Raw genomic sequence first — 12,439 nt, forward strand, 5'->3', positions numbered from 1 at the left:
GCTTCTTACCGAAGAGACCAGGAGCAAGTGGTGATCGAAGAGATCCTCCTCGAGGCCGAGGAGAAGATGGAGAAGGCCGTCGTGGTCGCCAAGGAGGACTTCGCCGCGATCCGCACCGGGCGTGCGCACCCGGCGATGTTCAACAAGATCGTGGCGGACTACTACGGTGCCTTGACGCCGATCAACCAGCTGGCGTCGTTCTCGGTTCCGGAACCGCGGATGGCCGTGGTGACCCCGTTCGACAAGAGCGCGATGCGCAACATCGAGCAGGCGATCCGCGACTCCGACCTCGGTGTCAACCCGAGCAACGACGGCAACATCATCCGAGTGACGTTCCCGGAGCTGACCGAGGAGCGCCGCAAGGACTACATCAAGGTCGCCAAGACCAAGGGCGAGGACGCGAAGATCTCCATTCGCAGCGTCCGCCGCAAGGCGAAGGAAAACCTCGACAAGCTCGTCAAGGACAAGGAGTCCGGCGAGGACGAGGTCAGGCGCGCGGAGAAGGAGCTCGACGACACCACCGCGAAGTACGTCGCGCAGGTGGACGAGCTCCTCAAGCACAAGGAATCCGAGCTCCTCGAGGTCTGATGAACGAGTCATCCTGGGGGGCCCCGCCCGGCGCAGGTCACTGGGGACCGCCCGACCACGGACCGGCCTCCGCGCCGAGCGGGGCGGCGCCACCCGCTGTGGCGGAGTACGCGTACGACGGGGGAGCGGTGGGGCAGACCCGGCCGCTGCCCGTCGTGCCCGACGCCGGCGGACACCAGGACGACAGCCGGGACCACCGGGACATCCGGGACGACGACCGGGGGGCCACTCGGCTGAGCGGCCCCCTGTTCCGCGACGAAAAGCCGCAGGAGCCCATGGCCACTCCTTTCCCCGGTTCCCCCGGGCCCACGGGCTCGCAGGACCCAGAGAAGCCGAAGAAGAAGAGCGCGGGACGGAATCTGCCCGCCGCGATAGGGGTCGGCGTCGGCCTCGGTGCGGTCATCGTCGCCTCCCTCTTCATCTACAAGCACGTCTTCATCGGCGTGATAGCGGTCGCCGTCGTCGTGGGCCTGTGGGAGCTGACCTCGCGGCTCACCGAGCGCAAGGACGTCAGGGCGCCGCTGGTCCCGCTCGCCGTCGGCGGCACCGCCATGGTGATCGCCGGCTATGTGCGCGGAGCCGAGGGCGCCTGGGTGGCGATGGCACTCACCACCCTCGCCGTCCTGGTCTGGCGCATGACGGGCAGACCCGAGAACTACCTGCGGGACGTCACCGCAGGGGTCTTCGCGGCGTTCTACGTGCCGTTCCTCGCGACGTTCGTCGCCCTGATGCTCGCCGCCGACGACGGGCCGCAGCGGGTACTGACCTTCCTGCTGCTGACGGTCGTCAGCGACACCGGGGCGTACGCCGTCGGCTGGCGCTTCGGCACGCACAAGCTCGCGCCCCGCATCAGCCCCGGCAAGACCCGTGAGGGCCTGGTCGGCGCCGTGCTGTTCGCGATGGCCGCCGGCGCGCTGTGCATGGAGTTCCTGATCACGGACGGTGCCTGGTGGCAGGGGCTGCTGCTCGGCCTGACCGTCGCCGCCAGCGCCACCCTCGGCGACCTCGGCGAATCCATGATCAAGCGGGACCTCGGCATCAAGGACATGGGCACCCTGCTGCCCGGCCACGGCGGCATCATGGACCGGCTCGACTCCCTGCTGCCGACCGCCCCGGTCATCTGGCTGCTCTTCGTGATCTTCGTTGGCAGCGGCTGAAGCGCCCAGGTAGTCTGGAAAGGCCCGCTGTCCGACAGCGGGCCTTTTTCCGTCCTCGCGACCGCGGGGACAGTTCCCGTGAGTCCCCCGGGTTCCGGCACCGTCCCGCCGTTGGCTCCGCACCGTGGAGATCGTCCGGCACCGTCGCATTGAGGAGTTCCGCCCATGGCACCGCCCGAGCCCGGTGTGCTGACATTCGTCGCCCCCCGCGGGGCCAAGAAGCCCCCGCGGCACCTCGCAGACCTCAGCCCCGCCGAGCGCCGCGAAGCCGTGGCCGCGATCGGGGAGAAGCCGTTCCGCGCCAAGCAGCTGTCGCAGCACTACTTCGCCCGCTACGCGCACGAGCCGGCGCAGTGGACCGACATTCCCGCCGCGGCCCGGGAGAAGCTCGCGGCGGAGCTGCTGCCCGAGCTGATGAGCGTGGTGCGGCACATCTCGTGCGACGACGACACCACCCGCAAGACCCTGTGGAAGCTGCACGACGGCACGCTCGTCGAATCCGTGCTGATGCGCTACCCGGACCGGGTCACGATGTGCATCTCCTCACAGGCCGGCTGCGGGATGAACTGCCCGTTCTGCGCCACCGGCCAGGCGGGTCTGGACCGCAACCTCTCGACCGCCGAGATCGTGCACCAGATCGTCGACGGCATGCGCGCCCTGCGCGACGGCGAGGTGCCCGGCGGCCCGGCGCGGCTGTCGAACATCGTGTTCATGGGCATGGGCGAGCCGCTCGCCAACTACAAGCGGGTGGTCGGCGCCATCCGGCGGCTCACCGACCCCGAGCCGGACGGCCTCGGCCTGTCGCAGCGCGGCATCACCGTCTCCACCGTCGGACTGGTGCCCGCCATGCTGCGGTTCGCCGACGAGGGCTTCAAGTGCCGGCTCGCGGTCTCGCTGCACGCCCCGGACGACGAGCTGCGCGACACCCTCGTCCCGGTCAACACCCGCTGGAAGGTGCGCGAGGTCCTGGACGCGGCCTGGGAGTACGCCGAGAAGTCCGGCCGCCGGATCTCCATCGAGTACGCCCTGATCCGCGACATCAACGACCAGGCATGGCGCGGTGACCTGCTGGGACGGCTGCTCAAGGGCAAGCGCGTGCACGTCAACCTCATTCCGCTGAACCCGACACCCGGCTCGAAGTGGACCGCGTCGCGCCCCGAGGACGAGCGGGCGTTCGTCCGGGCCATCGAGGCGCACGGCGTGCCGGTGACCGTCCGCGACACCCGCGGCCAGGAGATCGACGGCGCCTGCGGGCAGCTCGCGGCCTCGGAACGCTGACCGCCCGCTGGTAGCGTGTGATCGAACAAATGCACATTCCGACAGGGGAGCGCCACAGCGCTGAGAGTGCGGAGACGTCGTAGGGATACGGCGCCCGCAGACCCTTGAACCTCGCCCGGGTCATTCCGGGTAGGAAGTTCGGTCGTCACTCATGCTGTTGCGCCCCGCCCTGCGCCGCCCGGCTCCACCGGGCGGCGCGGCGCGGGGCCGCGTCTCTTCCTGGCCAGCCAGGAGGAATCAGTGAGCACCAACCGCACCACCACCGCCCGCAGAGCCGTGGCGGCGGTCGCCGCCGCAGCGGCCGGCATGACCGCGCTCGCCGCCTGCGGCAGCACGGAAGGCGGCAGCGCGGCGGACGCCAAGACCGTCACACTCGTCACCCACGACTCCTTCAACGCCTCGAAGTCGGTGCTCGCCGCGTTCGAGAAGCAGAGCGGCTACAAGGTCCGGGTGCTCAAGGGCGGCGACGCGGGCAAGGCCGTCAACCAGGCGATCCTCTCCAAGGACAACCCGCAGGGCGACGTCTTCTTCGGCATCGACAACACCCTGCTGTCCCGTGGCCTGAAGGCCGGCCTCTTCACGCCGTACCGGGCCAAGGGCCTCGACGCCGTCCCCGCCGCCCTGCAACTGGACAAGGCAGGCCACCGCGTCACGCCCCTCGACTACGGCGACACCTGCGTCAACTACGACCGCGACTACTTCGACCGGCACCACCTCGCGCCGCCGAAGACCTTCGACGACCTGCTCAAGCCGCAGTACAAGGACCTGCTCGTCACGGAGAACTCCGCCACCTCGTCGCCGGGGCTCGCCTTCCAGCTGGGCACCATCGCCACCCACGGCGAGCAGGGCTGGCAGGACTACTGGAAAAAGCTCAAGGCCAACGGTGTCGAGGTGGTCGACGGCTGGGAGCAGGCGTACAACGAGCGCTTCTCCGGATCCGCGGCCGGCCGGGGCAAGGGCGACAAGCCGCTGGTCGTCTCGTACGCCTCCAGCCCGCCCGTCGAGGTGCTCGGCAAGAAGCCCGCGCCGAAGCAGGCACCGACCGGCGTCGCCACCGGGACCTGCTTCCGGCAGATCGAGTTCGGTGGTCTCCTCAAGGGCGCCACGAACGAGAAGGGCGGCAAGGAACTGCTGGACTTCCTGCTCAGCCGGAAGTTCCAGGAGGACATGCCGCTCCAGATGTTCGTCAACCCGGCGCGCAAGGACGCCACGGTGCCGGACCTGTTCACCAAGTACGGCGCGACGATCGACAAGCCGGCGACCCTCGCCCCGGAGACGATCACCGAGCACCGCGAACAGTGGGTCAAGCAGTGGTCCTCGCTCGTTCTGAAGTAGACGGGGCCAGGCGCGGCCGTAGCCGGCGCGCCACGGCGGTGCGGGCGGCCCTGATGGCGCTGCCGGTCGCCTTCTTCGCGCTGTTCTTCGCCTACCCGGTCACTGCGATCGTCGGACGCGGACTGAAGGACGGCGGGCGGTGGCAGCTCGGCCGGATCGCCGACGTGCTCGGCGACGGGGACGTGCTGCACGTCCTGTGGTTCACCGTCTGGCAGGCCGCCGCGTCGACCGGCCTCACCTTGCTGATCGCACTGCCCGGCGCGTACGTCTTCGCCCGGTTCGAGTTCCCCGGCAAGCAGCTGCTGCGGGCGGTGGTCGCGGTGCCGTTCGTGCTGCCGACCGTCGTCGTCGGCTCCGCCTTCCTGGCCCTGACCGGCCGCGGCGGACTGCTCGACGACCTGTGGGGTGTGCGTCTCGACACCTCGGTCTGGGCGATCCTGCTCGCCCACGTCTTCTTCAACTACGCCGTGGTCGTGCGGACCGTCGGCGGGCTGTGGGGACAGCTCGACCCGCGGCAGGAGGAAGCGGCGCGGGTGCTCGGCGCCGGCCGTCTCGCGGCCTGGCGCCGGGTGACGCTGCCCGCGCTCGGCCCCGCCGTCGCCGCCGCCGCGCTGATGGTCTTCCTGTTCACCTTCACCTCCTTCGGAGTGGTGCAGATCCTCGGCGGGCCCACCTTCTCCACCCTGGAGGTGGAGATCTACCGGCAGACCGCCGACTTCCTCGACCTGCCGACCGCCGCCGTCCTCACCCTGATCCAGTTCGCGGCGGTCCTCGCCCTGCTGGCCCTGCACGCCTGGACGGTACGCCGCCGCGAGACGGCCCTCCGGCTCGTCGACGCCGCGCGGACCGCGCGGCGGCCCCGCGGCCCCGGACAGTGGGCGCTGCTGTGGGGCACCCTCGCGATCATCGCCGTCCTCGTCGTCGTGCCGCTCCTCGTGCTCGTCGAGCGGTCCTTCGCCGGGCCCGACGGCTACGGCACGGTCTTCTACGAAACGCTGGGCTCCGCCGCGTCCGCCGACAGCACCTTCGCCGTCGCCCCCCTGGAAGCGCTGTGGAACTCGCTCGCCTACGGGTTGGCCGCCACCGCGATCGCCCTGGTGGTGGGCGGTCTGGCAGCCGCCGCCCTGACCCGGCGCGGCGGGCGGCTCGTCCGCGGCTTCGACGCGCTGCTGATGCTGCCGCTCGGCGTGTCCGCGGTCACCGTCGGCTTCGGATTCCTGATCACCCTCGACCGGCCGCCGCTCGACCTGCGCTCCTCGTGGTGGCTGGTGCCGCTGGCCCAGGCGCTGGTCGGGGTGCCGTTCGTGGTGCGGATCATGCTGCCCGTCCTGCGTGCCGTCGACGGGCGGCTGCGGGAGGCGGCGGCCGTGCTGGGCGCCTCGCCGTGGCGCGTGTGGCGCGAGGTGGACCTGCCGATGGTGCGCCGCGCCCTGCTCATCGCCGCCGGATTCGCGTTCGCCGTGTCGCTCGGCGAATTCGGCGCGACGGTCTTCATCGCACGGCCCGACCAGCCGACCCTCCCGGTGGCCGTCGCCCGGCTGCTCGGCCGCGCCGGGGAGCTCAACTACGGCCAGGCGATGGCCCTTTCGACCATCTTGATGGTGGTGTGCGCCGGGGCCCTGCTGGTCCTGGAGCGCCTCCGCACCGACCAGTCCGGGGAGTTCTAGATGACGGCTACGGCTCGGGCCGCAGACACCGAAGGGCAGCAGCTGCTGCGGCTGAACGGCGTGACCGTACGCTTCGGACCGGCCGGCGCGCCCGCCGCGCTCGACGCGGTCGACCTGGACGTCGCCGCCCACGAGATCGTGTGCGTGCTCGGGCCCAGCGGCAGCGGCAAGTCGACGCTGCTGCGGGTGGTGGCCGGGCTGCAACCGGCCGATGCCGGGCAGGTGCTTCTGGAGGGACGCGACCAGGCGCGGGTGCCCACCCACCGGCGGGGCGTCGGCCTGATGTTCCAGGACCACCAGCTCTTCCCGCAAAAGGACGTCGCAGGCAACGTCGCCTTCGGCCTGCGGATGCGCCGGACGGACCGCGCCGCACAGCAGCGCACCGTCGCCGAACTGCTCGGCCTCGTCGGCCTTCCGGGCGCCGGGCGCCGCGCCGTCGCCTCCCTCTCCGGCGGCGAGCAGCAGCGGGTCGCGCTGGCCCGCGCCCTCGCGCCGAGCCCCCGGCTGCTGATGCTCGACGAACCGCTCGGACAGCTCGACCGCGGACTGCGCGAACGCCTCGTCGTCGAACTGCGGCGGCTCTTCGGCGAGTTGGGGACGACGGTGCTCGCCGTCACACACGACCAGGGCGAGGCGTTCGCCCTGGCCGACCGGGTCGTGGTGATGCAGGACGGGCGGATCGCGCAGACCGGCACCCCGCTGGAGGTCTGGCAGCGGCCCGCCACCGAATTCGTCGCCCGCTTCCTCGGCTTCGACAACGTCGTCGCGGCGACGGTGCAGGGCGGCGCCGCCGTGACGCCCTGGGGCAAGGTGCCGGTCCCCGAAGCGTCGCCCGACGGACGGTGCCGGCTGCTCGTCCGGCCGGCCGGCGTGCGGCTGACGCCCGTGTCCGACGGCCTGCCGTGCACGGTCGCCGCCCGGACCTTCCGCGGCACCCACGTCGCCCTGCTGCTCCAGCCGGCCGAAGGCCCCCAACTGGAGGCGGCCTGCGCACTGCGGGACGCACCGGAAACGGGAGAGCGGGTCGGCGTCCGCTTCGCCGCCGATGACGTCGTGGTGCTGGCGGACGGGGACGGGTAGCGCTCCGAAACGGTCAGGCTGAGAACGCCGGGACGGCTACCGGCGGCGCTCTGCGTCCCAGCCGTGTCCCGCGCCCGGTGCGTCTGCGCCGGTCGGGACGTGTTCCACGTCCCGCGCGCGTCCCACGGCCGGATCCTGGGACCGCGCGAGATCCGCTCCGCCGATGTCGCCGCGGTCCGCCGCACCCGCCGGATCGCCCTCCTCCGAGCCGAACCAGGCGACGGCGACGGCACCGGCGACCGCCACCACGAAGCCGAGCACCGCGACCCAGGCGAAGCCCGGCCGGGACGCGTCACCGAGCCACAGCACCCCCAGAATGCCGGGCACCACCGTCTCACCCACCACCAGCGCCGCGGTGGCACCGTTCACCGAACCGATCTGCAGCGCCACGGTGTGCAGGTACATGCCGCCGATCCCCGCCACCAGGATCGCGTAGAGCGCCGGGTCGGCGAGGAGGACGGACAGGCTGAACGGCGCCACGCCGTCCAGCATCCTGACACCCACACCGAGCGCGCCGAAGCCGAGACCGGAGAGAAGCCCGGCGAGGATCGCGGCCCGCGCACCCAGCAGCCGGACGACCAGGGTGCCGACGGCGATCAGGAGGACGGACGCGATCAGCAGCCACCAGTGGCCGGCGGCCGGAGTGTGGCCGCTCCCTTCGTGCCCCGCGGCGGTGGCCAGCAGCACCAGCGCCCCGCAGACCACGGCGATCGACGTCCACTCGGGCCTGCTGAGACGTATCCCGAGCAGCTTGATGCTCAGCAGCGCGGTGATCACGAGATTGGCGCTGATCACCGTCTGCGAAAGGAACAGCGGCAGTAGCCTGGCGGCCAGCGCGCCCAGCCCGAAGCCCACGAAATCCAGCCCGGAACCGACCATGAACTCCCAGGTCACCGCGGCCTTCGCGGTCGACGCCAGGCTGGGGCCGCCGTGCTGGGTGACACCGGTGGCGGCGCCTGCCGCCTCCCGGCGGGCGGATTTCCGCGATCCCACCGCCTGGAGAACGGAACCCGTGCCGTAGCAGACCGATGCCGCCACGGCCGTCAGAAGGCCGATGATCACCAAGAGCTCCGTTCACGCACCGCCGCCGCGCCGCGTCTTCCCGGCTGGCGGGTATGCCTCTCACCACTGCGTTACCCGGCCAGGCAGACGTGCATTTCGGGCCGCGGGTTGCCTGGCGGAGCCGAGGGCCTGCGGCCGGGCGTGGATTCCCGCTCGCGGTGGGAAGGTCGGGAGCCGCGCACCGCCCCCACGGGCCGCTCAGCGCACCAGGGGAAGAGCCGCCAGCTCCGCGACGGACCAGGTCACCGGGGCCAGCACGACCACCAGGGTCAGGGCGCGCAGCGTCGCCGCGCGGCGCAGCAGGGAGGCGGGGGCGCCGAGCCGGCGCAGCGCGGCCGTCGTGTCGGCACGGGCCGCGCGGGATTCCACGGCCGCGGTCAGGAAGCTCGCCGTGACGCAGACCAGCACGACGGCGGCGCCGACGGCGGTCAGCGGCCCGAACGGCTGGAGCGGCGCGGCGTGGAACACCTTCACCGCCGCGTAGACGCCGGACACCACCGCGCACAGCACGCCGACCGGGCGGCCCATGCGGCGCGCCTCCTCCTGGAGCACCCGCCCGGCCAGCAGCCGGAGCGCGCCGGGACGGCTCGCACACAGCAGCCGCCCGCACAGATGCACAAGACCGGGACCGGCGAGTACCAGGCCGATGGCCGACAGCGCCCAGCCGGCCAGGACACCCGGCGGGCTCCCGATCAGCCGGCCAGGCAGCGGCAGCAGGCCGTCGCCCGCCGCCACACCCTGGGCGGCGTAGCTCTCGACGGCCAGGCCGGCCGCCGCCAGGGTGATGCCCCAGGGCAGCCCGGACGGCGTGGCCGGTGCGGTACGCGGCGGAGCGTCATCGGCGTCGGACGGTGCGGGCGCGGGCCGCTGCTCGCGCGGGCGCAGCGCGACGGCGGTCGCCGCTGCGGCGGTCAGCGGCACCGTCGACAGCAGGAGCAGGGCGCCGACGAGCGGAACCGGGTGGCCGGCGCCGAGCAGATCCGTGCCGAGCCCGCGGGAGGGCGACGTGCCGAGATCACCGCGGAGACGGAAGAACGCCAGGAGGGCGAGGGCCGCGCCGAGCACGCAGGACAGCGCCGTGGAGGCGGCGGCGAGCAGGGTGAGCCGGACGGGCCCCAGACCGGCCGCGGCCATGCCGCTCGGGAAGCGGGCCGCGGGATCCGTACGCGCCACCGACACCGCGAACTGGGCGGTGGCCGCGAGCGGCGCGACGCACCACAGGAGGCGGACCAGGGAGTCGCCGACGGCCTTGGGGTGGCCGACGGCGTGGCCGAGCGTGGCCAGCAGGAGGAAGCCGGTGCCCGCTGCCGCCGCGGCCACGAAGAGCCGGCGTACCAGGACGAGGGGATGCGTGCCGCGGGCTAGACGGAGAGCGAGCACGCTGCCCTGCTTTCCGCGTCGGGAGCGTCGGTGGCCGCGGACGCCGCCCCGGCTCTGCGGCCGTCGACGAGGGCGAAGGTGCGGTCGGCGAGCGTCGCCACGTCCGGGTCGTGGGTGGCCAGCACGACGGTGACCTGGTGGGAGCGGGCGGCGGCGGTGAGGGTGCGCAGCACCTGCGTGCCGTCGGTGCGGTGCAGCGGCGCGGTCGGCTCGTCCGCGAACAGCACGTGCGGGGCGGACGCGAGGGCGCGGGCGACGGCGACGCGCTGACGCTGCGACTGGTCGAGCCGGTCGGGGCGGCGGCGGGCGCAGCCGCCCACGTCGAGGCGGTCCAGCCACTCGGCCGCGGTGTGCCGGGCGGTGCGGTGGCCCTCGCCGCGCAGCAGGAGCGGGAGCGCGGCATTTTCCCAGGCGGTCAGCTCGGCGACGAGCTGCGGCTGGGTGTCGATCCACCCGAAGCGGTCCAGGCGCAGCCGCTCCCGGCCCCGGGCGGAGAGGGTGTGGACGGGGGAGCTGTTGAACCACACCTCGCCCTCGGACGGGGCGAGTTGGGCGGAGAGGCAGCGCAGGAGTGTGGTCTTGCCGCTGCCGCGCGGGCCGGTGACGGCGAGGATCTCGCCTTCCCTGACGCCCAGGGAGATACCGGCCAGGGCCGGGCTGCCGCCATAGCTGTGGTGCAGGCCGCGGGCCCAGAGAACGTCGTTGTCAGGCGGGGCCACCATCTGCGCACCTCTTGCTCGTCGCGTCCGCTCGTTCCCCCGGCCGGGTGAACGACCATGGAGGGTATCGGTCACTGGAACGGTAAGGACTGCGGACCCCTGGCAATCGTCGCTCGGCATGCACAACGGCCCAGATTCACTCTTATGGCTTTAAAAGAGTGAATCCGGGCCGTGAGATCTTCAATTGTGCTGAGGGTGCGTCAGCGGGGCGGGGTGCCCCGGCCGGCCGGTGAGGGTGCCGGACGCGGCGGTCAGAGCTTGGCCCACGCCTCGGTCAGGACGCTGCGCAGGATCTGCTCGATCTCGTCGAAGAGCTTCTGGTCGGCGATCAGCGGCGGGGCGAGCTGGATCACCGGGTCGCCACGGTCGTCGGCGCGGCAGTAGAGGCCGTTGTCGTACAGCGCCTTGGAGAGGAAGCCGTACAGGACGCGCTCGGTCTCCTCGTCGTTGAAGGACTCCTTGGTGACCTTGTCCTTGACCAGCTCGATGCCGTAGAAGAAGCCGTTGCCTCGGACGTCGCCGACGATCGGCAGGTCGTGCAGCTTCTGGAGGGTGCCGAGGAAGTTGACCTCGTTCGCCAGGACGTGCTTGTTGAGGCCCTCGCGCTCGAAGATGTCGAGGTTGGCTATGCCGACGGCGGCGGAGACCGGGTGGCCGCCGAAGGTGTAGCCGTGCAGGAAGGTGTTGTCGCCCTGGTAGAACGGCTCGGCGAGGCGGTCGGAGATGATGCAGGCGCCTATCGGGGAGTAGCCCGACGTCATGCCCTTGGCGCAGGTGATCATGTCCGGGACGTAGCCGAACTTGTCGCAGCCGAACATCGTGCCGAGCCGGCCGAAGGCGCAGATGACCTCGTCGGAGACGAGCAGCACGTCGTACTGGTCGCAGATCTCGCGGACCCGCTGGAAGTAGCCGGCCGGCGGCGGGAAGCAGCCACCGGCGTTCTGCACCGGCTCCAGGAAGACCGCGGCGACCGTCTCGGGGCCCTCGAAGAGGATCTGCTGCTCGATCTGGTCGGCGGCCCAGCGGCCGAACGCCTCGGGGTCGTCGCCGTGGATCGGGGCGCGGTAGATGTTGGTGTTCGGCACCTTGTGCGCGCCGGGCACCAGCGGCTCGAACGGGGCCTTCAGGCCCGGGAGTCCGGTGATGGACAGGGCGCCCTGCGGGGTGCCGTGGTAGGCCACCGCGCGGGAGATCACCTTGTGCTTCATCGGCTTGCCGACGAGCTTGAAGTACTGCTTGGCCAGCTTCCAGGCGGTCTCGACCGCCTCGCCGCCGCCGGTGGTGAAGAAGACCTTGTTGAGGTCGCCGGGCGCGTAGTCGGCCAGCCGCTCGGCCAGTTCGACGGCCTTGGGGTGGGCGTAGGACCACACCGGGAAGAAGGCCAGCTCCTGGGCCTGCTTGTAGGCGGTCTCGGCCAGCTCGACCCGGCCGTGGCCCGCGTTGACCACGAAGAGGCCGGCCAGGCCGTCGATGTAGCGCTTGCCCTTGTCGTCGTAGATGTAGGTGCCCTCGCCGCGCACGATCGTCGGCACGGGGGCGTTCTCGTACGACGACATGCGGGTGAAGTGCATCCACAGGTGGTCGTACGCCGTCTTGGAGAGGTCGGCGCTCATTGCTATCTCGTTCCCCAGGTGTAGGTCTGCTTCCGGAGCTTGAGGTACACGAAGCTCTCGGTCGTCCGGACGCCGGGCAGCGTGCGGATTCGCTTGTTGATCATTTCCAGCAGGTGATCGTCGTCCTCGCAGACGATTTCGATCAGCAGGTCGAAGGAGCCCGCCGTCATGACGACGTACTCGACCTCTTCCATGGCTGTCAGGGCATCGGCCACGGGGTCGAGGTCGCCCTCGACGTTGATGCCGACCATTGCCTGCCGCCGGAAACCGACCGTGAGGGGGTCGGTGACCGCGACGATCTGCATCACGCCTTGGTCGAGCAGTTTCTGTACGCGTTGGCGTACCGCCGCTTCGGACAGGCCGACGGCCTTGCCGATCGCGGCGTACGGACGGCGCCCGTCCTCCTGGAGCTGCTCGATGATCGCCAGGGAGACGGAGTCGATCGACGGGGTGCCGGTTCTGTCACGAGTGGCCACATCCCTCACTGTGCACGAGCCTCGTCTGTCCCGCAACCCCAAACCGATGAAATCAGTTGTCGGGAGATCGAAAATGAACTGATT

General features: G+C 71.5%; 11 protein-coding genes and 1 riboswitch. Of the genes, 6 read left to right on the forward strand and 5 right to left on the reverse strand.

All coding sequences use genetic code 11. The annotated features are described in order from the left end of the window. Positions 1–30: 30 nt before the first annotated feature. The 6 genes from frr to ACIBK8_RS03115 all read left to right on the forward strand — a co-directional run bounded on the left by frr (position 31) and on the right by ACIBK8_RS03115 (position 7,105). Positions 31–588: a ribosome recycling factor gene (gene frr, locus ACIBK8_RS03090; RefSeq protein ID WP_393687637.1), complete on the forward strand. Its 558-nt coding sequence runs from the start codon at positions 31–33 to the stop codon at positions 586–588. Then, positions 588–1,745, forward strand: a complete 1,158-nt coding sequence (locus ACIBK8_RS03095) for a phosphatidate cytidylyltransferase (RefSeq protein WP_399039737.1) — start codon at positions 588–590, stop codon at positions 1,743–1,745. The genes frr and ACIBK8_RS03095 overlap by 1 nt, the downstream gene beginning before the upstream one ends. A 165-nt stretch (positions 1,746–1,910) precedes the next feature. Beyond that, positions 1,911–3,023: a 23S rRNA (adenine(2503)-C(2))-methyltransferase RlmN gene (rlmN, locus tag ACIBK8_RS03100; RefSeq protein ID WP_399039738.1), complete on the forward strand. Its 1,113-nt coding sequence runs from the start codon at positions 1,911–1,913 to the stop codon at positions 3,021–3,023. A 33-nt stretch (positions 3,024–3,056) separates the two neighbouring features. Beyond that, a riboswitch (TPP riboswitch) is annotated at positions 3,057–3,177 on the forward strand. Positions 3,178–3,329: 152 nt separating this feature from the next. Next, positions 3,330–4,358 carry a thiamine ABC transporter substrate binding subunit gene (locus tag ACIBK8_RS03105; RefSeq protein WP_399039798.1) on the forward strand — a complete coding sequence of 343 codons (1,029 nt, stop codon included), beginning with the start codon at positions 3,330–3,332 and terminating at the stop codon, positions 4,356–4,358. Further along, the gene (locus tag ACIBK8_RS03110; protein ID WP_399039739.1) at positions 4,334–6,025 is read left to right on the forward strand and encodes an ABC transporter permease; all 1,692 of its coding nucleotides are present in this window, start codon (positions 4,334–4,336) and stop codon (positions 6,023–6,025) included. Before ACIBK8_RS03105 ends, ACIBK8_RS03110 begins: the two co-directional genes overlap by 25 nt. Beyond that, positions 6,026–7,105, forward strand: coding sequence for an ABC transporter ATP-binding protein (locus ACIBK8_RS03115; protein ID WP_399039741.1), 1,080 nt, complete (start codon positions 6,026–6,028; stop codon positions 7,103–7,105). A gap of 36 nt (positions 7,106–7,141) precedes the next feature. On the opposite strand, the gene ACIBK8_RS03120 is transcribed toward ACIBK8_RS03115, so the two are convergent. From ACIBK8_RS03120 to ACIBK8_RS03140, 5 genes are all read right to left on the reverse strand, one after another. Then, positions 7,142–8,167 (reverse strand): hypothetical protein, encoded by a 1,026-nt coding sequence (locus ACIBK8_RS03120; RefSeq protein ID WP_399039742.1) that lies wholly within the window; start codon positions 8,165–8,167, stop codon positions 7,142–7,144. A 198-nt stretch (positions 8,168–8,365) separates the two neighbouring features. Then, a complete protein-coding gene (locus ACIBK8_RS03125; RefSeq protein ID WP_399039743.1) occupies positions 8,366–9,547 on the reverse strand; it encodes a hypothetical protein in 1,182 nt (393 codons plus the stop codon). Continuing rightward, positions 9,529–10,269 (reverse strand): ABC transporter ATP-binding protein, encoded by a 741-nt coding sequence (locus ACIBK8_RS03130; RefSeq protein WP_399039744.1) that lies wholly within the window; start codon positions 10,267–10,269, stop codon positions 9,529–9,531. The genes ACIBK8_RS03125 and ACIBK8_RS03130 overlap by 19 nt, the downstream gene beginning before the upstream one ends. A 248-nt stretch (positions 10,270–10,517) precedes the next feature. Then, positions 10,518–11,879 carry an aspartate aminotransferase family protein gene (locus ACIBK8_RS03135; protein WP_399039745.1) on the reverse strand — a complete coding sequence of 454 codons (1,362 nt, stop codon included), beginning with the start codon at positions 11,877–11,879 and terminating at the stop codon, positions 10,518–10,520. A gap of 2 nt (positions 11,880–11,881) precedes the next feature. Continuing rightward, the gene (locus tag ACIBK8_RS03140; RefSeq protein WP_227047869.1) at positions 11,882–12,355 is read right to left on the reverse strand and encodes an Lrp/AsnC family transcriptional regulator; all 474 of its coding nucleotides are present in this window, start codon (positions 12,353–12,355) and stop codon (positions 11,882–11,884) included. Positions 12,356–12,439: the final 84 nt, after the last annotated feature.

The sequence above is a fragment of the Streptomyces sp. NPDC050161 genome (assembly GCF_044460025.1).
Classification (GTDB): Bacteria; Actinomycetota; Actinomycetes; order Streptomycetales; family Streptomycetaceae; genus Streptomyces.

Excerpts from the sequence above, each read along its gene's own strand:
- rlmN (WP_399039738.1), top strand. The coding sequence starts at position 1,911 with ATGGCACCGCCCGAGCCCGGTGTGCTGACATTCGTCGCCCCCCGCGGG.
- ACIBK8_RS03130 (WP_399039744.1), bottom strand. The coding sequence starts at position 10,269 with ATGGTGGCCCCGCCTGACAACGACGTTCTCTGGGCCCGCGGCCTGCAC.
- ACIBK8_RS03095 (WP_399039737.1), top strand. The coding sequence starts at position 588 with ATGAACGAGTCATCCTGGGGGGCCCCGCCCGGCGCAGGTCACTGGGGA.
- ACIBK8_RS03105 (WP_399039798.1), top strand. The coding sequence starts at position 3,330 with ATGACCGCGCTCGCCGCCTGCGGCAGCACGGAAGGCGGCAGCGCGGCG.
- ACIBK8_RS03135 (WP_399039745.1), bottom strand. The coding sequence starts at position 11,879 with ATGAGCGCCGACCTCTCCAAGACGGCGTACGACCACCTGTGGATGCAC.
- ACIBK8_RS03115 (WP_399039741.1), top strand. The coding sequence starts at position 6,026 with ATGACGGCTACGGCTCGGGCCGCAGACACCGAAGGGCAGCAGCTGCTG.